The following is a 20,404-nucleotide window of genomic DNA, read 5'->3' on the forward strand; positions in this document are numbered from 1 at the left end:
CTACTTCTCAAAGTGAATTATTGATGATTGTACGGAGCTTCAGATACAGAGAGAGACTGACCGACTTTCTTTATTTTCTGAATCACCAGGTTAATGTCGCTCAACGTTAATTCAGGATTAAGAAATGTGAATTTAAGATAATGCCGACCATCAAATTTGGTTGCAGCTATCATCACTTCTCCGCTTTTAGACAAAGACTTTCGGATTTCTGGATTGATTCTTTCAAGAGTTTTTTCTTCTAGAACTTTCGGCGCGTAACGAAAAACAATAGCGGTCAGCTCGGGTTGATTTAAAACTTCAAAGTCAGGTTCATCTTTCAATAAAGAAAATACATTAAGGGTTAATTCAATCAATTGATCGAAAAAAGCACCCAGTTGAGTTGCGCCCATAACCCGTAACGTCAACCAAAGTTTTAATGCATCAAATCGACGGGTCGTTTGAATACTTTTATTCACCAGATTGGGAGTTCCTTCTTTGGATTGACTTAGAGGATTTAAGTAATCGGCATGATGAGTTACTACTTTTAGGTGTTGTTTACTCTTAGCAAAGAAAGCACCACAACTGACTGGCTGAAAAAAGGATTTGTGAAAGTCAACAGTTACTGAATCAGCCTGTTCAATTCCTGTTAATCGATGTCTATGACTATTTGATGTTAATAGTCCACAGCCGTACGCAGCATCAACATGCATCCAAATATTATTCATTTTCGCCACTTTCGCTATTTCTATGAGTGGGTCGATGCTCCCAAAATCCGTTGTGCCCGCTGTCGCCACAATAGCGATTGGAATTAAATTATCTTCATGACATTGCTTGAGTTTGAGGATTAAATCCTCAATATCCATTTTAAAGTCGTCATCGACTTTTACCGATACAACACTTTGATAACCCATGCCTAAAATTGCCGCTGACTTTTGCACACTGAAATGACTAACACTTGAGGTAAAAATTCGGAATCGCGAACTTGCTAGAGGTAATCCATCTTGCTTTACGCTGTGGATAAAATGTTGCTCACAATAAGAGTCACGAGCAAGTAACAGCGCCATCAAATTCGATTGCGTGCCGCCACTGGTAAAAACGCCATCCGCATCACTGCCCAATTGCAAGCGCTCGCAAGTCCAATCAATTAACATTTGCTCAATTAAAGTTCCGCCAGCACTTTGATCCCACGTATCTAAGGAAGAATTAATAGACGACAAAATTAACTCTGCGACAATAGCCGGATAAACAATCGGACAGTTTAAGTGCGCCATATATTTGGGATGATGAAAATATACTGCGTCATTTAAGTACAACTCGTTCACTTCGTTTAAAGCACGCGACATTGAATGATGTGGCTTATCTAAATCAACATCTCTGAATTTCTCAGCCAGATCTTGCGGAGATATCCCCGTAAAAGGCCTCTCTTTGTGCTCAACCGCATTAGATATCAGTGTTAGTCCATCGACAATACTGCTTTTAAATGCCGCTAAGCTGGTCTTATTAAAAAGATATGATGTGCCAAAAAAAGACTGATAATGCTTAGCTGCTTGCTCACTTAGCTCTGCCAATAATTCTGCATTTCCCATACCGCATTCCGAATTTGTAAAAGATCAAATAACAAACGAATCATGCCAACGATTCGACTGGAGACGCAATGTAAATGATATTCATTCTCATTACAAGATCAAATACGAATAATTCTCATTTGTATTTTAAGGAGAGATTTCCAAATTCCGTTTGATTGGCAATAAAGCACATAAGGACAAAGTTAGCCTTAAAACACGATGAAATCAGCTAAACTCCAAGCTATATTGAAAAACGCAACCGCTGGTTGACAACTTAACAAGCGAGCTTGCTGGTTAGCAACCGTTCAACTTTCTATTCTAGAGACCTCTAAACAATGAAGGAATTAGCAACATGATTTTAGCGGAAAAGATAGTTCGACTTAGAAAACAGGTTGGGTGGTCGCAAGAAGAATTAGCGGAAAAGATGAATGTATCTCGACAATCAGTATCGAAATGGGAAAGTACAAGCAGTATACCCGACTTAAATAAAATACTAATGCTCGCTGAAATATTTGACGTATCTACCGATTTTTTACTTAAAGATGAAACCGAAACACCAGCACCCAGAAATGATGGATTAGAGATAAAAAAGATTCAAGTTAGTCTCGAACGTGCAGTCAAATATGTAGAAGACAAAGTCGAAATGGCGCAAATAATAGCCAAGGGTGTCTTCCTTTGCATAGGCTCGACAATTCCTCTTTTCGCCCTTTTAGCTTTAGCAAAAAATGGAGTTTGGAATCTTAATTCTGACCTTGCAGCGGCTTTCGGCATTATTTGTATTTTAATCATGGCCGCAGTTGGCGTCAGTTTCTTTATCCGATCCAACCAATATGAAAATGAAATTTCTGCAATAGAGGACGAAGAGTTTGAGTTAGCTTATGGCGTACGCAGCGCATTCAAAGAAAAACTTAATCAGTTTAGAGGAACCTACAATCTAAAACTCGCATTCGGTATTGCTATGTTCTTATTCTGTGCAGTGCCTCTTATCGTAGGGACAGTTATTTTTAAAAGCCCGGGCCTTACACTCACTATGCTAGTTTTAACCATTATTATGATTGCAATTGGCGTCTATATTATTATTCCTGTTTCAGCAGAATTCGATGCGTATAATCGAATCTTACTGGAGAGTGAATCAAGTAACTCGAGAACTCGCCGACTCAAACGAGCTGAAAAATTAGCTGCTTTCTATTGGCCCCTACTCATTGCAATTTATCTAGGATGGAGCTTGTGGACAATGAACTGGCACATTACTTGGATCATTTTTCCGGTAGCTGGAATTCTATTTGCTGCATTGATAGGTTTGATGGAATTACTCGATAAAGAAGATAGGTAGAGAAGCTCTCGAACTTTAAATTTAACCCATAAAATTTCTCGTATGTCTTAATAAAAACTCAGGTTGTTTATAAGGTCAGCTATAAAATCGTAACATCTAAAGGTCTTCAAGAAATAGAGTCGAATACTGTATTGGATGCTTTTTTAACTGAGAACTAATGTGAGCAAGATACGATCTAAAAACTTAAAAAGGCCCTAAGTCTTATGACGTTGAGGCCGTTCTAATTATTATTGAATTAACAATAACCGTATCGTTTGCTTGTTGGTATCAATTCACAGGGTTACTGAAAATAAGTTATGGCCATGTCCAGCCACGATTGATTTTCTCGAAGTACCAATATGGATGAGCCGAGCCATCAGTGTCTTCCACTTGAGCGATCGTGGTTTTATTAACCACTATAATTGATCCATGATTATTACGAGGATGCGATGACGATACATATCTTGGAGTACTTGAGTTTTTTAGCGAAAGACAGTATCTCTCCATTCGATCATTCATTCTCTTATCGGCTAGCCAACAAATTTCTGGACCACTAAAATCAGAATGCTCAATCAATTGTGCTGTTGACCACCCTTCATTAGATACTCCCGTACTTTCGATTGGATCAAACCCCCGTCCATTAGATTCAATAACATGCCACTTACCACCGAATGCAGTAACAATATCGTCTTTACGATCACCGTTCACATCGGTAGAGAAAGTTTTATAGTTCCACCCGTGATTAGCAACTCCCGTATTAACAGGCTCTTCGAAGCCACGACCTGTACTGAACAAAATATTCCAAGTACGACCATAGGCAAGTACGACATCGCTTCTACCATCGCCGTTAACATCCATAATTAAAGGGTTGTAATTCCATCCCACATTCGATAAATCCGTTTTAACAACATCAAATCCGTTGCCTTTAGAAATCATGATCTGCCACTTTCGATTGGTTGCAACTAATAGATCATCTTTACCATCACCGTTTATATCTAGAACCAATGGTGAGTTTTCCCATCCACCGTTGTAAATTCCGGTTGATACAGGAGACGCAAATGAAGTCTCCGATGTAGCGAGCATCATATGCCACTTATGTCCATAAGCGAGCAAAACATCACTTAAGCCATCGCCATTAATATCCATTATCTGCGGTTTATAATTCCATCCCGTATTAGGTATACCCGTATCAATATGTTCATTACGAGTAATAATTCGCCAGTTTTTTGAAACGGGAATAAGAATGTTTCCACTTTTAAGAGGATAGGCACCGTTTTTCCAACCTGCTGCACTAGGCCCAATAGCTGAAACACTTGATAGGGTTGATAATAAAATAAGACCTAGAGAAATTAGTGTTCTGTTCATTATATACTCCAATAAAATAATATCCTTTATAAATTAGGTCGCGGATTCTAATTGAAGAAATAAAAAATATCAATCCGATATTTTTATTGTAATAAGCGAATTAATGAGAATCTTTTTAAAGACAGTTCAATAATAAAGAGTACTAGCCTTGTTAGCTAACAATTGTAAGACACAAGATATTAACGCTCTTGTAGTCCTTTCTAGTGGTATGTTTTTTACACCATCAAAATGTATATTAAAAAAACAATTGTCTATATTTTCAAAACGCAAAATAGATAATTTAACAGAACTAAACTATCGCGCCATAGAAATAAGTAACTAAGGACGCCACGATATAAATCCATCCGGTTCCCATAGGACCAGGTTCGCTTTTAAACATTGAAAAAATAATACCCAAAACAACCAAGAAAATAAATAACGCAAAAATACTAGGTACCATTGCAAGCCCAAACCACGCGCCCAGCAAGCAAAACATTTTCAAATCCGCGTGACCAATAACTTTTTTTCCGGTTACTAACCTAATGAATTGATAAATCAAATAAGGAATTAAGTAGGCAACGACTGCACCATATACATAGTCAGACAAGCTCTGCGCTAAATACGCATGAAAGAGCAAACCGCTCCATGTCATAGGTATAACTAAAATGTCAGGAAGTACTTGATGCTTAAAATTGATACTTGCAACTATAATTAATACAGAGAAAAGTAATAAATACCCTATAGTCTCCGTGCTAAGACCATTCATCAATAAACATGCAGCAAAAATAGAAATCGTTATGAGCGCGATAAGCACTTTATGCGTCACAGATAAAATGAAGTTTTGAGGCGCTAAACGATACTTCTGAAACTCACCTAACTGCAATTCCCACTCTGAGTACAACTTTCGAGGAATCCACTCAACTAATCTGGAAGAAACAAAAAATCCGACTATTCCAGATACAATAATCAACAAATATGCGTAAATACCTAAGTCCATAGTCATAGTTTAACTCCTAAACGACTCAATCGAACTTAATATAATCATACGAAATATATAAAACTGACGGAGAGTTTATCTTTTTGGGGAAGCTACCAATTTCTTTTGTTTTGCTCGCTTTAAAACTTAAAGGTAAATCATCTTCAGAATCTAAAAGTTTCAACCGATATTCAGCATCGATGGTTGAACAGATGTCTGAAATTTCTACATTTAGCGGTCGTCGAAAATCAACTTTCGATGCAAGCATTTTGTTAAACCGCTTCTCCCGCTCATTGATTTCTTCACGAAACTCTTTTTCATCATAATTATCTTTAGTAAAATAAGTAACTTCACCCGATGACTTATTCTCCCAACTCCAACTCACCATAGATTTGGAGTCATCATATTGATATCCAAACTTAGTTCCAACCCTAGCAAGACCGGTTTCAATGATATTTCCGTGCTGATCAAACTTATAAATATATTTAGGACAGGGGCCTCCCCAGTCATCTGGCTCTTCACCGAATTTATATCGTGAAACACTAATGCTTAGTTCACTGATCTTGTGTTTAATTATTTCAGCTCTGTCGAAATGTTCCAGACTTAGAGCTTGTCCTAAGCTAAAAGTGAAAGCGATTATGGCAAGCATTACATACTTTATGAACAGAGAGTCGAGTCTCATATTATTTTCCATTTAATATTTAAACGATAGATATCTTATACACTAGTCGCGACTGCTAGTAGAACCATATAAAACACCTGCTCTATGACCAAATACTAAAACAACACTTCGGATGAAATCATAGAGCGAAACACAATTATTGATCTTGATACAGAGTATGTAAAGGAGTGAGAGGATTACAGAACAATAGGCCTAGATGTACGGATAGGAAAATAAGAATAGCTTTTCGTATTCACTCGAGCTAATTGTCGATTGTTTCTTTTAATTCACAACAAAGCCCACCAAATCATTGATGGGCTTTAATGTGTTTATCCGTTTGTTTGCGCTTCAAGACAATTATGTTCAACTAGCGTTTCAAAAAACTGTCCAGAAAAATATCCGCTATTGTTGCGATAATAATCTCTGACATTTACACCATCACGACCACTTTCGTAGTCATCGCCATTGCCCGTTCCATTATCAAAGCGCTTCCATCCATTCGCTATAAATGTCGTTGATGAATTCTTTTCATCGTCTCCCGAAGCCGGAGTAACACCCGCTTCATTATTAGCGTCATCTAAATCCCAAAAAGCACGAGCCACAGCGAGTTCAGTATGCGCTGTGTTAGTACAGCTGTTAGTAAATACTGGCGATGCTGTTTCAAAATTGACACCCCAACCCACAGGTGACGAAGCAGAGTTACCAGGATTGTACCAACTTACCGCAGCAACATAATTTGCCCAACCTTCGGTCGTCGCACACGATTCCCACTCAATGGTTGTCATTCCGTGACCGCTACCATTACGGCTACAATCATCTCTCAATTTATTTTGATTGAATAATTGCATTTGAAGTACATGCCCTAGCTCATGAGGTGCAACTTTTCCACTTGTCACGCTTGAGTCATCATCGATATCGAAAACAGTTTGACTGATCGCTCGGCTTGAGCCACATCCATTTGGATCGCAGGGATAACGCATATCGACGTTATGCTCCATAATGCTGCCATAAACCTGTAAAGCGTGCTGAACCGAGTCGAGTGCCATAATGCGTTTTGCTCGTTGAGTTGCCGCATTGGTTGTTGGCGCCATCGCTCCAGCCGGATAGATACGACAACTTGATCCTGTTTGACAATTGGTGGCTACATATAAATTAGAGTTAGAACCGGAACCATTTCGCCAAGACGTTTTGTTGTGAGCGTTACCGGCATGATTTTTCGCTTCGACAATTTTAGAACTTCCCGATGTCGCACGCACTTTATTGACATACTTCAAATAAACATCAGGATTAGCTTCACCTTTGCTGTAATTTGCATTTTCCCATTCGAAAGTCAAACATTGCGTACCTCCGCCAGTCAGATACCAAAGACCAATATATTCATCGTCACTACCATCACCACCATCTTTATCCCACGCTTCAATATAATGACCGACCATATCCGAATACGAGCCTGTTGTATTACATCCTCTGCGCGCACCCGCAGTTGCAGTAGACGGACAATCCGTTCGAGAGTCGGCAAATTTCAACTGAAAACAAACACGTCGAGTAGCAGCATCGGATAGACTTGAATACACAGTGAAAAACAAGACGTTTGATATCATAATAAGTTTAAGTAATCGATTCATGATTGAGCTCTCCTTATTGCTCGTCTTGTTCAGACGTATCGAAGTATTTTTTCATTGAAGGCTTATCCACACGAATAGCCTCTCCCATTTGCTCTGGTTTCGAAAAAGAAAGACTTCGAATACCTTGTCCCTGATTGTATTCTGTTAGCTTTCCATTCTCATAAACATGAAAAGGCTTATCAACAGCTTTTGAGTATTCACTTGAATTGATTAACTCAACGTTTCCGCGAATAACTCTATAATAATTCCAGTGCAGCTGTTCAACTGGCAGTTTACTGCCTCGCTGAGTTGCCTTTAAAAAGACTTTCTCGCTGTAATATCCATCCATCGTTAATTGTGTTTTTGCGCTTTTAGATACAAACTGTTCAACAGGAACTTTATAGTTGTAATTGGATAAATCACCTGATTGAATCAAAGCTTTGGTAGAAATTAGGTTTTTATGAATGCCATTTTGAGAGTTTTGAATTAAAATTTTCTCAATTTCAACTGACTCAATGTGCTTTTGAGCACTAATAAACTCCTTGTTTTTTTCGATGATATAATCAACTGAACTTTCTGGCTCAGTCGCAAAAGCATTACTCAAAGATAGAATACTAGCGACCACCGCGAGATGGCGTATAGACTGTTTCATTACAGAACTCCTGAATTAAGTTATATTTTTATGTAACTTATTGTCGACAGCAGACCATTGATGATTTCGATAGTCTCGAACGCTTTCGTCCCAACTAAAAAAGAAAGACAAGATATTATTTAACAATGTTCTCAAAAGAATATATTGAATTCCGGACATTCTTTTTGACAATTATGGACAGCGAGACTTAAAAGAAATATAAAGTTTTTTTTAGAAAGAAAAGTGACTAAAAATCTAACCCACCGTTCAACATCTATCGGTTGAATTAAAAAGTTGATTAAGAACAATCATCACCTCCATAGAAGGAGGTTTGAGACTACATTGAAAAGGCCGCTAAAATACGGCCTTTTTTAGAAAGGAATAATGGGATTCTTATTCTGGTGAACAGCTAGCTAAGGGTAAATTATTAATCCAGGCGCTGACCAAATCGACACCTTCCTCATGAACAATCGCTCGTCCAAGTTCCGGCATTCGATGTCTTGGATCATTGGTGTTCATTCGAAACAATAAATAAGATCGCGCTGCATCTCCAGGAATGACATCGTAGGGATAATTATTATCGCCACCAGCAACAGCAACTTTACAAGTACCAAATTTGGTTGGGTCATCTGAATAATCACGATTGTACTCAAGCTGTAACCCACTGCTTCCAGCAGGTCCAGAGTAACCATCCCCAAGTGTCAGTTCATTTCTATGACAATGAGCACAGTTAATGTCGAGGTAGGCTTTTGCTAAATCATCTATTTCATCATCCAGTAATGCGCTGACGACGACGGAGTCATTAAACTCCATTGTTTTCATGATCGATGTTAAATCGGTTGGCAAGCCATCCAGTATTCCACCATTCGCCCAATAATTGAGTTGATTCGCAGTGTGCGTATTTTCATAAGTAAAATCTTTATTTAAATATCGAGCTTTCGGGCCGATAGGAATAAAGGTCGACGCGCCGTCTTTCAGTTTTCCATGACATGAGGTACATGCTGTCCAATCAGGTACGGAATAGGTAAACTCCAACTGCTCTCCATTATGTACAGTAGTCATATTTGGAATATCAACACCAAGTGCAGCAAGTTCCGCATCTGCACCATCCAACTCCGGTTCCCAATAATAAGGTAACGCGATCCAGCCATGCTCTCGATGAATCAGTAAACGAGTTTCAATGATTAGCTCAGCATCATCACGAAACGAAGTGTTCTCAGGCATTGCGAATGTTTTAACAAGCACAGTTCCAACAGGAAACTCCATCACTTCCGCTTCACTAAAAGAAGCTTTCGTTCCTTCCGGAATAAATACAAAGCGATACTTTGATGCATAATCAGTAAATAGTGGCACACTTAAATCGTAAGGAACGCCACCTTTACTCGGATTAGCCGTTGGATCATTTGCCGATTGAAATAAATTATAATCTGATAGCTTTGGACAGTTGCTGTCCATTAAAGCATCCCAGTTAACCCCCGTAGTTTCAGCATCGCAATCTCCAGCAGAAAACGATGGTGCACCAGCGCCTTCATTCAGCAGTCCAAAATTGTTACTTGAGTCGGAAGAAAATTCGCTACAGGCCCCAAGGCCCAAGCTAAGCAAAAACATGATTAAAAAATTATAAACGTAAGTCATGAATAAGTTCTCTCTGAAAATGCCAACGAGTCAATAAAGCCCACAAAGTAATAAACGTTGCCTTGCGGGTCTTTTGAAGTCCTTATTGAGTTCTTTTGGCCGTGAGTCATTTTACTTAAAAGAGCTAAGTAACTTATAAAGAACAAGATGGTGCAGCCATGTCGTCGCCAGCACATCCATAAACCTTTCCTTTAAAAGTCACCGTCGCGACAGGTAATCGACTTTGAGAACAAGATACTAACGTGGTGTTTCCTTGCAGAGTTTCAGAAGCCAGATCAGGTGTTGTCGGATCAAAGGTGTACACTTGCCCAATATTGACATCGGGAAAATCAAGGGCATCGGCGGCACTATTTGCATTATAGTTATTGCTAACGCAAACCAATTCAGAAGCAGAATAACCATCATAACTTAAGTCAACATTCGCTTCGGAAGCTCTTGCTGAAGCATCTGATGAAACAGGAACCATTCCGAATCCAGCAATCGCACCGACATCATCTAGCACCTGGCCAATCCCACCATAAAGAACTGCCGGCATAGTTTCGCCTTTAACCAAGGTATAACCATTAACAATATCGGTGATCAAATTACCTCTCGGATTAGCTCCCGAACGTTGAATCGTATTATGGTGTACGTAAGCATTCTTTACTAATGGTGACCAACCGTTGGCCATCGCTGCCTCATAATTTCCTGAACCATCACCAACAACGTAAGAAGCCACATCGCTATCGCTTAGAAAATAACTGGCGATTTCGATTGAAGAGGTTTCATTATCCGTAAAGTTATTGTTATAAACTTCAACGTTACTCGTTGCAAAAATTAACAAGCCCGTTCCAGGAGGTACAATGGATACGGCACCGCCACCCGCAAAATTTTCAGCATTGTTGGCGTACAACTCATTGCCAAAAATACGAACGTTTCCACCAAACGCCTGTGTTAAGCCAGGAAGATCGAATGTTAGAATTCCGCCTGTGTTGCCTACAGCAAGATTGTCGTAAACGTCAGCATTAAACGAATTTTCGATTTCAATCCCAGCAACATTTTCTTTTGCCACATTACGTCGAACAACAATATCACTCGACTGCCCAACGTATATTCCTGCATCCGCAGATCCTCTGGCAAAACTATTTTCAATCAAAACGTTTGTGCAATTTAATGGATACAGTCCATAAGCGCCATTTCCATCATCTAATTCGCCTTCCCAAACCGTTGCCGTATAGGCAATGTGCACACCGTTGGCACCGACAACCTTGATACCATTTTTGCTGGCTTCATAAACACCAAAATCGCGAATAGTAATATCAATACCACCTTCGAATCGAATCGCATCGTCGGCAGAGCTGGCTGATGAAAAGTCGAGTTTAGTTTCGTTAATGCCATATCCCGTTAACGTTAAACCATTAGCATTAGTAATTGTTATGGTGTCATCAACAATAAAGTTCCCCTTCGGCAGAACGAAGGTTGCGCCGGTATTACCGGCTGTAAAGGCATCAAATATCGCCAGGTTAATTGCATCTGTAATGTTGTCACCATCATTAGCATCAGGAGCAATAAAAATGGCATCGTCATAAATTGCAAAACCAGAAGTGGTTAGAACGGCATCGCTCATAGAACCATCTTGTCCGTCAGCGCCATCTAATCCATCAGCACCATCTTGACCATCTTCTCCTTTGCAACCCAATACCAGCATCAAGGTAATAATGGTCAATATAAAAGATGTTAAAGTTATTTTTCTCATAAGATTCCCAACTTTGTTTTTAGTTATTGGTTGATGAGTCCCTTAATGAAGGGGTTTCCAAGTAAGCGAATAAACTAACCGAGTCAAATTCAAATCGCGATATGATTGGCTGTGCAAAAATAAAAAAGGACTGTGCAAAAACTTTAAAGGCTGGTTTTTAAAGAGCTGTAAGCCATTAGAATTATGTTGTGCGAATATTAAAATTGGGTAAATTGCATAACGAATGAGATTCTACGCCGATTCAAAAATCGATTAATTATCTCAATAAGTCAGTCACTATACAGATACAGCTTGATCGTCTTCAGCCGCCATTAACACTTTCGACTGTCGAAATTCAGACGGACTTTGTTTATGAATTTCTTTGAAAGCTCGATTAAAAGAGCTGAGTGTTCGATAACCGACATCAAGCGCAATATTAAGGATAGGCGTATTGGGATTTTTGATCAGATGATCTCCTGCTTCAGCAATTCGCAGTTGATTGATGTAATCGTTAAAATTCCGATAACCTAATGTCTGGTTAATTAACGCCCTTGTTTTATATTCTGGCAGATCAATCTCATCCGCTAGCATTTTAAGAGTGAGCTTTTCGGTTCGGTAAAAACCTTTCATCATCACTTCCTGTAGTTTTTTTGCACTCTTTTCAACAGCGTCCATTTTATCTTGATGACAGATGCTCGGCTTAACATTGAGACCAGCAGCAGAAGTTAAAGGAGGAACAATGCCCAATAAAACACCCTCTCGTCCTTTTAAAAGAAGACTGGCAACGATTAATCCAGCGATTGCCACTAAAGCCGACAACCAGTGTGTTGAACCATAACCAAAGTTGAGCGTACCGGTTACTAACAATAGCGCAACACCAACAACTCCCATTAGTGCACCACGAAGTCGTCTTCTGGTGGAAATCAGATCATCAGACCAATTAACAATAATGACCCAAATTCCTTGGCTTATAACAATATATTCAGCATAAACAGGAAACTGCCGAGTCAACAAATAAAGTACACTCGAAACATCACTGCTTGCATCTAAAACACGACCTACCCCCGGAGCTATGAAACTGTAAAGAGCAAATACAGCCCAAATGGATACAACTTCAGGTCGACGAGAAAATGCGAGTTGGCATAATAACCAAAAAAGTGCAGGCAGCATGGTCATGATACTCGAGGTAAGCCATTTCCATTCCAACGGGACAACTTCATTAAGCAGAAAAGCGGCAGCAGCAATTAATAGCGCTAGAAAAACTCGAGCAACATTTATGTGGCCAAAATCTCGAGCGATAATGACAAATATAATGGCCAGCAAACCAAGACTAAAGCCGACAAGTAAAACCAAGATTGAACACCCTATCTATTGTTATTTATTGTTTTACTCAGAGTGTGAAGATAGAAACTTGCGATATCTCAAAGTAACAAATCGCTAAATTACCATCAATGATGGTCAATAATAACGACATAGTAAGTTCAAGTCGAACCTGACTGAGAATTAATGTCATTCTCGGCTCAATATACTATTTTAAATGACCGGTCTTGACATAAATAAGAGCGCCATCGCTTTTAGTAAAAGGTGTGTGTTGACTCAAGTGAGGACTTCGAATCCAGGATCCCTGTGGATAGCTACCGTGCTCATCATAAAAAGTCCCTTCTAAAACAAAAATTTCTTCGCCGCCCCAATGTTTGTGAGGATTAAACTGCGTGTTAGGAGCCCACTTCACAAGTGCGACATGTTCGGTTTCAAACTCATGCAGCGGCATCACGGTTAAACCATCTACCAGGCCTTGGTGCCAATGAGCTTCTGATGTGTTAATAATCAATTGCTTTGAATCGGCTTCGCTGAATTGATGCAGTTTTACAAAAATGGTTGCACCCTCTTTTCCTACCTTGGGAGTATGCGATGTACCAATTGGGTTACGCACGTAACACCCTTTCTTATAATCGTTATGCTCATCTGAAAAAACGCCGTCTAAAACCAGAAACTCTTCACCACCATCATGGGTATGCGGAGAAAACTCGCTGTTCGGCGCATAACGAACAATGGAAGTGGCTCGAGCAACTTCATCGCCAATTCTATCGAGCATCATTCTTTCTACACCCGGCATCGGAGAGTCTACCCAATGATATTCCTCAGGCAAAACAACGACACGTTGTTCAAAATCAGCATTTATTCGAAGCGTCATAGTTTTTTCTTTTACTTAATATTGAACCAAAAAATACAAATATTTTTACGATAAGCAGGACAACATGGAGCACTTGAACTCATCTTAGAAGCTCCGAATATTGGACCAACAATCAATACCTTACATTATCTAGCTGACTAAATTGTGCAATTTCGAAGGCTTGCACTTCTGGCAAGCATGGATTTGTATCTCGACTATACTTACCTAATGGCAGTACATCCACAAAATAGCAAAATATCAATATTATCAATGCCTAACAATCGTGACTATCAAACACAGCAACTGTTTTTAACTCGTGTGCCAGAGACTATTTATGTTCTTTCTTCGTTGTCGAAACACGGCAAGAGCCCTATTTCTATTTTGAACACCACGTTAGCCAAACGGTGTAAATGCCTCTTCGTATTTTTAAAAGTCTTTATATTCTGTACTTTATCTGTAGCCAGTGAAGATCAATCATCACTTAACGACTCTATGTTAGAAATTCCATCAGCAACCTCAACAGAACAAGTAACCTTTTTGTCTCCCCAAGAAAAAGAGCAGCAAGCCATAGAACTTGAAAAGAATGCTCGTGAAACCGATGATTTATTTAAGCTTGCTCAGGCTCATTATCTAAGAGGAAGGATCGCATTATATCGTATGGATTCAGATGAATTTGAAACTCGGGTCTCTCATTTAAAAGAGATATATGAAAATACGACAGCTCCGCGGATATCCTTGCTCATTGATTTGCTCAAAATTGAACAACTATTTTTTGACGATGATTACACCGCAGCTATGAATGCCAGTAAAAAAATAGAAAATGAATTATCCCTGGTAGAAATCAATTTGAATTCCGCTCAATCCATTCCTCTAAAACCCAACGGATACCAAAGTATCTCGTCACAAGACATCGCTCTAGCTAGCGGGATCATCGGTCGAGTTTATACCGACCTAGGTCAATATGAAAGAGCGTTGAATTTGTTACTTTACGGCCTAACAATTTACCAAAGACTGAATAACCGAGAAGAAGTTATTCGATTAAGAACTTACCTTGCAAAGATTTACTCCGTTCAAAGAGAGCTTCATACTGAATTAAAAATTACTAAAGAAAACTTAAAGGAGCTAGAGAACAGCACCGACAGTGTTTTATACTTTTTGAACCAACAAATTCTAGCGGGTAGGCTTGCAGAAGGAAACTCTTTAGAAGCTTCCTTAAAAATCTATCAAAGCTTAATGAGTCATAAAGCACTTTCATATTATCCAAAGAACAAAGGCAACCTTTACCTCAACTCAACATTGGTTCACTTGAGAGCAGGTGAATTTGAAAAAGCATTTAAAACATCAGCCAAAGCAATTGAGTTAATGAAAAGCTATGGCGACGAAGACAACCTCAACTACACCATCGCTATTCAAGGCAATATATTAAGAAAACAAAATAAGCCAAAGGAGGCGATACCTCTTTTTATTAAAGCTCTTGAATATTTCAAAAGAAATAATATGGACTATGAAGCCAGTCAAATAATCAATCAGATCCAGCAATCTTATGCTATGATCGGCGATCATAAAAACGCATATAAATATTTGACAGAACAATATTACTTAACGCGTGAACTATTTAACGAGGATCGCGCAAAGGCAATTGAGTCATTGCAAGCAAAATACGATATCATTGCAAAAGAAAATGCAATTAAAGAACTTAAAAGCAAAAATCAATTAGAGCAAGAAAGAACTCGCTTAACCAGAGATCGCTATCTGTTCTTTTTGATTGTTTCAATAAGCTTATCTTTAATTATCGTTTTGTTAATTTTGAGAAAAAATGCAAAACATGAAGCTAACCGATTACGAGAGCACAACCAGCAAATAGCGGCTAGAGAACATCAACTTCTCTTGCTCGCCACGGCGTTTGAAAATACCTCCGATGCAGTATTTATTACAGATAATGAATTTAAAATTCAAGAAGTTAACTCAAAGTTCTATTCTTGCACCCAAAAATCGAAAGACTCAGTTATCGAAAAACCCTACTACTTTAGTGACACCAAAGGAGAAGATAAAAACTTAACAGAAAGATTGATGAGCCTGGCTAGAGAAAATGAGGTATGGAAAGGCGAATCCTACGATCAACGATCCGATGGAGAAATCTACCCAATAAAGCTCGAAATACGAGCGATTAAAAACGACCAGCAAGATCTCGAGCATTACCTAGTCTTCTTTAGAGACTTAAGCCTCGACAAAAGAAACCAGGAAACTTTAAAACAATTAGAAACTCACGATAGCTTAACTTCTTTGCCCAATCGCAGTTTATTTATCGAACTCCTCGACAATGCTTGTGCATACGCCTCCCGATTTGAACTAGGTATTGCTGTACTTCACATTAATTTAGATGGTTTTAAGAAGATAAATGACTCGTTTGATCACTCTGTCGGTGATCATGTACTTAAATATTTTTCAGAGAAACTATTGAATTTGACGGAAAATAAAGAAGTAATATGCCGCGCTGGTAGTGATGAGTTTATTATGTATATCCATTCAAAGCAGCCCGATATTGAAGCACAAAACATGCTTTCTAGAATTAATGAACTACTCGATAATGCTTTCGAAGTTAACAACCAGTCTTTCAAATTAACTTGCTGTATCGGAGTCTCTTTATTTCCTCAAGATGGTTCCAATGCCGGCGAACTCATAAAAAAATCTGGCCTTGCTCTAAGCGAAGCAAAAGCACAAGGAAAAAACAGTTACCGATTTTTTGAAGCCCATATGAACTCACATATGACTACCCGCTTCAAGACAGAGCAAGCGATAATCCATGCTGTTGATGACAATAAGTTTATCTTTCACTTTCAACCACTAGTAAACTTTAAAGATAAGAGTATTTGTGGTGCCGAAGCACTTATTCGATGGCCAAAAACAGCGAAAGATTATTTACCGCCTAATCAGTTTATTCCCGTTGCTGAATCTTCTGGCCTTATTGAAAGAATCGATAAACTGGTAATAGAAAACATATTCCAACAAATTGCGCAATGGAACGAAGAAGTTCCCAACCAGCTAATATTTTCGATTAATATTTCAGCCAGAATGTTTATTAATACAGAACTACTTTTGGAAACTTTGTCGTTTTACAAGAAAAAATATCAACTTCCATCGAAGCAAGTAAAGGTTGAAGTTACCGAAACCGATCTTCTTAAGCACCTCGATAAAGCTATTTCAACCATGAGTAAAATTAAAGAAGAAGGCTATCACTTAGCACTTGATGATTTTGGCACAGGTTACTCCTCATTAAATTATCTAAAGCAACTTCCTATCGACACACTAAAAATCGATCGTTCGTTTGTTAAGGACATACATTTGTCGGAAAAAAATAAAAATATAGTTCGCTGTATAATTGAATTGGCTCACAGTCTGGACTTACAAGTGACTGCAGAAGGAATCGAATTAGAAGAGCAGTTTGAAATTTTAAAAGAATTTCATTGTGATAACTTCCAAGGCTATCTGTTTAGTCCAGCAATTGAGGCTGACGCATTTTTTGCATTAATTAAAAATAATAACTTAATCTAAGACAGGCTATTCGGTAACATTTAAAACCTCATAAGCAACTTCTAATGAGGAAAAGGTTCTTACATCCTTGCCTTTTAAATAGGTGCTGCTTGAATAATTTGTCGCAGAGCGCTTTTCTTTATCGAATGTAGGAATAACGTAAGCAAATGGACCTTTATAGGTTGTCATAAACTGACGCAAACATAACATAGCATCCATAGACATACTATAACTTACCGTTTTAAGAACAATACCCACTCTCGACAATCCATACTGACTGGAAATATGATCGCAAATATCCTGTTGTTGTGTTCCACTAATTTCAGTTTCTTTATATTTTTCGACAACAACAGCACTTTTATAAGGATAAATTTTTACAAAGCCATCATCATAAGTTTTGAAAAAGTTATCATTTGTGCCCGGCTTTTTCATAAACACTCAATTATCTGCCAAAGAATTTATAACGAATTAAAATTATAGTTCATATTACATGCAACGGTCGCTTCAGGGACTCTAGTATGGAATAAAGATACATCACCACCAAACACAAGCTAGCGCATATCACATACAGCCAAAATCCACCCACGGAGTCCAACATTAGACCACCACCCAAAGGAGCTAATGCAAACCCGAGTATGTAAAATGAAGTCGCGCCAAAGTAAGCGCCTCGCAAATGATCCGGAGCAATTCGATCAACATGCACACTCATTGTCGGAAACAATATCGCTTCTCCCAAACTCATGACCGCAATAGCACCAATCCACCCCCAAAACATATCGAGAGGATTTATCGCTAACCAAAGTTGGGACAAGGTAAGTAATAAGAGTCCTATTTGAATTCGATGAACCAAACTGATATTCGCCATCAACCTTAACAAAACAAATTGGCAAGATATGATGACTAATGCGTTAGTCAGAATCATTAAAGAAACTAAGGCGAGAAGATCAGGTACTGCAGCTCGAGTTAAGTACTGGATCAATGTCGAATCCATTTGGCCATAAATAAACATGCACAAAATGTTCGCAACAATTAAACATTGAAGTAATCGGTCTTGTGACATGATTTTTAATGTCGACAAAAACGTTTGTCCCGGGCCAGAAGCAATGTCGACGGTATCATCGAACGCTTCCTTAATTAACGCGCCCTCTGGACTATTAAACCCCCAAATAAGAACCAGCAAAAATAGGGCAAATGCAGCGGCAGTCACATAAAAAGACTCAGGTTCACCGGTAAGGCCTAGCCAAAAACCCAACATAGGACCGATAGCAGAACCCACATTAACCATAAAATACATGGACTGCATTGCTAGCTCTCGAGTTTCACTCTCTTTCAAAATATCTCCAATAAGCGCCGAGCTAGCAGGACGCCAAATTTCGGTCGCTATTGAACATAGCGTAATCACGATCGTGTAACTCACCACGGAGTCTGCATTGGCCAACAAACAAAAAGAAATAATATAAAGTATTCCGCAACCAAACAGGATTGGCTTTCTACCAAACTGATCCGATAAAGAACTGCCAATAAAACCAGCAATTACCGAAATAACCGCAGCTAAAGACAGAATAAATCCAACTTCAGTCGCAGAAATTTCGAATTGACGAATAAGAATAACCGAAAGAAACGGCCAAACCATAAAATAACTACCTCGAGTAATAAAGGCTCCAAAAAGTAAGACCCACATTAAACGAGGAAACTTTTTTAACTGAGAAATAGAAACGACACTTGACATAACGGTATTATTTTTATGGTTAACACGTCATTTATACCGTACATCGATAAGGTTAGGAAATAAAATATTAAACTAAGACGTTCGAGCTGGTTGTGAATGTAAAGTTTTGCAACTAACTGGAAACCGACTTTAGGATAGAACGATTAAACAATTGAAAAGTTTTACTCATTGCTGACGATAGTTTTTCCTGTTTCTGAATTGCTTGAGCTCTCTCAGTGAAAACTTGTATGGTATCACCATCAACACGATTATTTTTAGCCGTCTGAATTAGCCCCTGCAAAAACCAATTAAAGCGCCTGGCTTTAGATTCATATCGCCCAACACTTTCCATCAAAAGCACTTGCTGAATTTGATCTAATGACTGAACAACGGTCAGTTGCTTACTGCCCTTTTTATTGGTTGTCGACAAAATACCGACTAATCTTCCTTCAGAATCATAGACCCCACTGCCAGAGTCTCCACGCTGAGCTTGAATGTTTAAAATAGCAACATCAGCGAATACTCGCTCCGCTCCTTCTTCATCAGTTTGAGTTGAAGGGTAAATATTTAAGTCACTCAGTTGAATTTGAGCGTCTTGTCTATAGTTAGAAAATGCAGTGTGATAAGTTTGAAAGTCAAAGCGCCACGATTTTACGACAACTGACTGACCAATCTTTTTAGTGTGAGACATTTCAGCAAAAGGCCATTTTTTCGGAACAGAAATTTGAATTAAAGCCAAATCTTGCCGAACCGATTGATAGATAACCCTCGCCTTGTACCAATCTTCGTCAACTCGAACGGACACTTTTTTCTGACGCTCAATGCTATGACTGGTGGTTACAACATAGCCATCAGCACTAACAATCACTCCATTACTTATCTTATCGCCACTTTTAACAACGACCATGCAAGGGTCAGCTGTGGTGTGTTGCGGTTGGTTAGCACTAATAAAAATAGAAAAAATACAGCAACCAATTAAAATTAAGCGGTACATGACTCATCCTTTAATAAAAATCGGACGGGATTATACTGCTCAATATCAAAATGCGATTCGGGAAAATTTTACATTGTGGTTGGTAATAATAATGTCTAAATATACCGAATCGCTTTATATTGTATGTACAAGCTGAGAATTTATACTGTTAATACCAAATGAAATGAATTGCCATTCAAGCGCTTGCGCCCCTCTAAGATTTGGGATTAAATATCACGTTTAATGTCGCTGCCAGTTTGAGACAGGCAATGGCAACCTCCGTTAATCTGCTAAAGTTTTGGGTGGACTGAAATCAAAATGGACTGGAAAATATTTTTAACCGTTTTTGGTGCTGTATTTATTGCCGAGCTTGGCGATAAAACTCAATTAGCAACAATGCTATTCGCAACTGATAAAGAGGTCAGTAAATATACCGTTTTCTTGGCTGCTTCAGCTGCCTTAATTGTTGCCACCGCACTGGGCGTATTAGCCGGTTCTTTACTATCCGAATATATCAATGAAAAGTACCTGCACTATATTGCAGGTGTCGGCTTTATTGTTATCGGAATATTTACTTTGTATCGAGCTTGACCACAGC

Annotated in this window: 16 protein-coding genes; 3 read left to right on the forward strand and 13 right to left on the reverse strand. The window is 38.7% G+C overall.

Translation table 11 applies throughout. The features are described 5' to 3' along the window. Nucleotides 1-17: 17 nt before the first annotated feature. Nucleotides 18-1,565: a pyridoxal phosphate-dependent decarboxylase family protein gene (locus FAX86_RS02990; protein WP_144391848.1), complete on the reverse strand. Its 1,548-nt coding sequence runs from the start codon at nt 1,563-1,565 to the stop codon at nt 18-20. A gap of 331 nt (nt 1,566-1,896) precedes the next feature. Here FAX86_RS02990 and FAX86_RS02995 point away from each other — a divergent pair, with 331 nt between their 5' ends. After that, the gene (locus FAX86_RS02995; RefSeq protein ID WP_144391849.1) at nt 1,897-2,877 is read left to right on the forward strand and encodes a helix-turn-helix domain-containing protein; all 981 of its coding nucleotides are present in this window, start codon (nt 1,897-1,899) and stop codon (nt 2,875-2,877) included. 294 nt (nt 2,878-3,171) lie between these two features. Here FAX86_RS02995 and FAX86_RS03000 read toward each other — a convergent pair whose 3' ends face one another. The 9 genes from FAX86_RS03000 to FAX86_RS03040 form a co-directional block, all read right to left on the reverse strand. Next, a complete protein-coding gene (locus FAX86_RS03000; RefSeq protein WP_144391850.1) occupies nt 3,172-4,221 on the reverse strand; it encodes an FG-GAP repeat domain-containing protein in 1,050 nt (349 codons plus the stop codon). Between the two features lie 289 nt (nt 4,222-4,510). Then, nucleotides 4,511-5,203, reverse strand: coding sequence for a prepilin peptidase (locus FAX86_RS03005; protein WP_144391851.1), 693 nt, complete (start codon nt 5,201-5,203; stop codon nt 4,511-4,513). Between the two features lie 19 nt (nt 5,204-5,222). Then, a complete protein-coding gene (locus FAX86_RS03010) occupies nt 5,223-5,858 on the reverse strand; it encodes a hypothetical protein (protein WP_144391852.1) in 636 nt (211 codons plus the stop codon). 308 nt (nt 5,859-6,166) lie between these two features. Continuing rightward, nucleotides 6,167-7,462, reverse strand: coding sequence for a hypothetical protein (locus FAX86_RS03015; protein ID WP_144391853.1), 1,296 nt, complete (start codon nt 7,460-7,462; stop codon nt 6,167-6,169). 13 nt (nt 7,463-7,475) lie between these two features. Beyond that, nucleotides 7,476-8,093: a hypothetical protein gene (locus tag FAX86_RS03020; RefSeq protein ID WP_144391854.1), complete on the reverse strand. Its 618-nt coding sequence runs from the start codon at nt 8,091-8,093 to the stop codon at nt 7,476-7,478. 372 nt (nt 8,094-8,465) lie between these two features. Further along, a complete protein-coding gene (locus FAX86_RS03025; protein ID WP_144391855.1) occupies nt 8,466-9,707 on the reverse strand; it encodes an SO2930 family diheme c-type cytochrome in 1,242 nt (413 codons plus the stop codon). A gap of 133 nt (nt 9,708-9,840) precedes the next feature. Next, nucleotides 9,841-11,442 (reverse strand): parallel beta-helix domain-containing protein, encoded by a 1,602-nt coding sequence (locus FAX86_RS03030; protein ID WP_144391856.1) that lies wholly within the window; start codon nt 11,440-11,442, stop codon nt 9,841-9,843. Nucleotides 11,443-11,718: 276 nt separating this feature from the next. Continuing rightward, complete coding sequence (locus tag FAX86_RS03035) at nt 11,719-12,774, reverse strand: helix-turn-helix transcriptional regulator (protein WP_144391857.1); 1,056 nt, start codon at nt 12,772-12,774, stop codon at nt 11,719-11,721. A 175-nt stretch (nt 12,775-12,949) separates the two neighbouring features. Continuing rightward, nucleotides 12,950-13,615, reverse strand: coding sequence for a cupin domain-containing protein (locus FAX86_RS03040; RefSeq protein ID WP_144391858.1), 666 nt, complete (start codon nt 13,613-13,615; stop codon nt 12,950-12,952). Between the two features lie 144 nt (nt 13,616-13,759). On the opposite strand from FAX86_RS03040, the gene FAX86_RS03045 reads away from it, so the two are divergent. Beyond that, a complete protein-coding gene (locus tag FAX86_RS03045) occupies nt 13,760-17,146 on the forward strand; it encodes an EAL domain-containing protein (RefSeq protein WP_144391859.1) in 3,387 nt (1,128 codons plus the stop codon). Between the two features lie 6 nt (nt 17,147-17,152). Here FAX86_RS03045 and FAX86_RS03050 read toward each other — a convergent pair whose 3' ends face one another. The 3 genes from FAX86_RS03050 to FAX86_RS03060 all read right to left on the reverse strand — a co-directional run bounded on the left by FAX86_RS03050 (nt 17,153) and on the right by FAX86_RS03060 (nt 19,827). After that, complete coding sequence (locus FAX86_RS03050) at nt 17,153-17,557, reverse strand: hypothetical protein (RefSeq protein WP_144391860.1); 405 nt, start codon at nt 17,555-17,557, stop codon at nt 17,153-17,155. Nucleotides 17,558-17,606: 49 nt separating this feature from the next. Next, the gene (locus FAX86_RS03055; protein ID WP_144391861.1) at nt 17,607-18,854 is read right to left on the reverse strand and encodes an MFS transporter; all 1,248 of its coding nucleotides are present in this window, start codon (nt 18,852-18,854) and stop codon (nt 17,607-17,609) included. 112 nt (nt 18,855-18,966) lie between these two features. Next, nucleotides 18,967-19,827 (reverse strand): S1 family peptidase, encoded by an 861-nt coding sequence (locus FAX86_RS03060; protein WP_144391862.1) that lies wholly within the window; start codon nt 19,825-19,827, stop codon nt 18,967-18,969. 297 nt (nt 19,828-20,124) lie between these two features. Here FAX86_RS03060 and FAX86_RS03065 point away from each other — a divergent pair, with 297 nt between their 5' ends. Beyond that, the gene (locus FAX86_RS03065; protein ID WP_144391863.1) at nt 20,125-20,397 is read left to right on the forward strand and encodes a TMEM165/GDT1 family protein; all 273 of its coding nucleotides are present in this window, start codon (nt 20,125-20,127) and stop codon (nt 20,395-20,397) included. Nucleotides 20,398-20,404 lie beyond the last annotated feature (7 nt).

It is taken from the genome of Pleionea sediminis (genome assembly GCF_007570825.1).
GTDB lineage: Bacteria > Pseudomonadota > Gammaproteobacteria > Enterobacterales > Kangiellaceae > Pleionea > Pleionea sediminis.

Excerpts from the sequence above, each read along its gene's own strand:
- FAX86_RS03010 (WP_144391852.1), bottom strand. The coding sequence starts at position 5,858 with ATGAGACTCGACTCTCTGTTCATAAAGTATGTAATGCTTGCCATAATC.
- FAX86_RS03000 (WP_144391850.1), bottom strand. The coding sequence starts at position 4,221 with ATGAACAGAACACTAATTTCTCTAGGTCTTATTTTATTATCAACCCTA.
- FAX86_RS03060 (WP_144391862.1), bottom strand. The coding sequence starts at position 19,827 with ATGTACCGCTTAATTTTAATTGGTTGCTGTATTTTTTCTATTTTTATT.
- FAX86_RS03015 (WP_144391853.1), bottom strand. The coding sequence starts at position 7,462 with ATGAATCGATTACTTAAACTTATTATGATATCAAACGTCTTGTTTTTC.
- FAX86_RS03065 (WP_144391863.1), top strand. The coding sequence starts at position 20,125 with ATGGACTGGAAAATATTTTTAACCGTTTTTGGTGCTGTATTTATTGCC.
- FAX86_RS03040 (WP_144391858.1), bottom strand. The coding sequence starts at position 13,615 with ATGACGCTTCGAATAAATGCTGATTTTGAACAACGTGTCGTTGTTTTG.
- FAX86_RS03055 (WP_144391861.1), bottom strand. The coding sequence starts at position 18,854 with ATGTCAAGTGTCGTTTCTATTTCTCAGTTAAAAAAGTTTCCTCGTTTA.
- FAX86_RS03025 (WP_144391855.1), bottom strand. The coding sequence starts at position 9,707 with ATGACTTACGTTTATAATTTTTTAATCATGTTTTTGCTTAGCTTGGGC.
- FAX86_RS03050 (WP_144391860.1), bottom strand. The coding sequence starts at position 17,557 with ATGAAAAAGCCGGGCACAAATGATAACTTTTTCAAAACTTATGATGAT.
- FAX86_RS03030 (WP_144391856.1), bottom strand. The coding sequence starts at position 11,442 with ATGAGAAAAATAACTTTAACATCTTTTATATTGACCATTATTACCTTG.
- FAX86_RS02995 (WP_144391849.1), top strand. The coding sequence starts at position 1,897 with ATGATTTTAGCGGAAAAGATAGTTCGACTTAGAAAACAGGTTGGGTGG.
- FAX86_RS03020 (WP_144391854.1), bottom strand. The coding sequence starts at position 8,093 with ATGAAACAGTCTATACGCCATCTCGCGGTGGTCGCTAGTATTCTATCT.
- FAX86_RS03005 (WP_144391851.1), bottom strand. The coding sequence starts at position 5,203 with ATGACTATGGACTTAGGTATTTACGCATATTTGTTGATTATTGTATCT.
- FAX86_RS02990 (WP_144391848.1), bottom strand. The coding sequence starts at position 1,565 with ATGGGAAATGCAGAATTATTGGCAGAGCTAAGTGAGCAAGCAGCTAAG.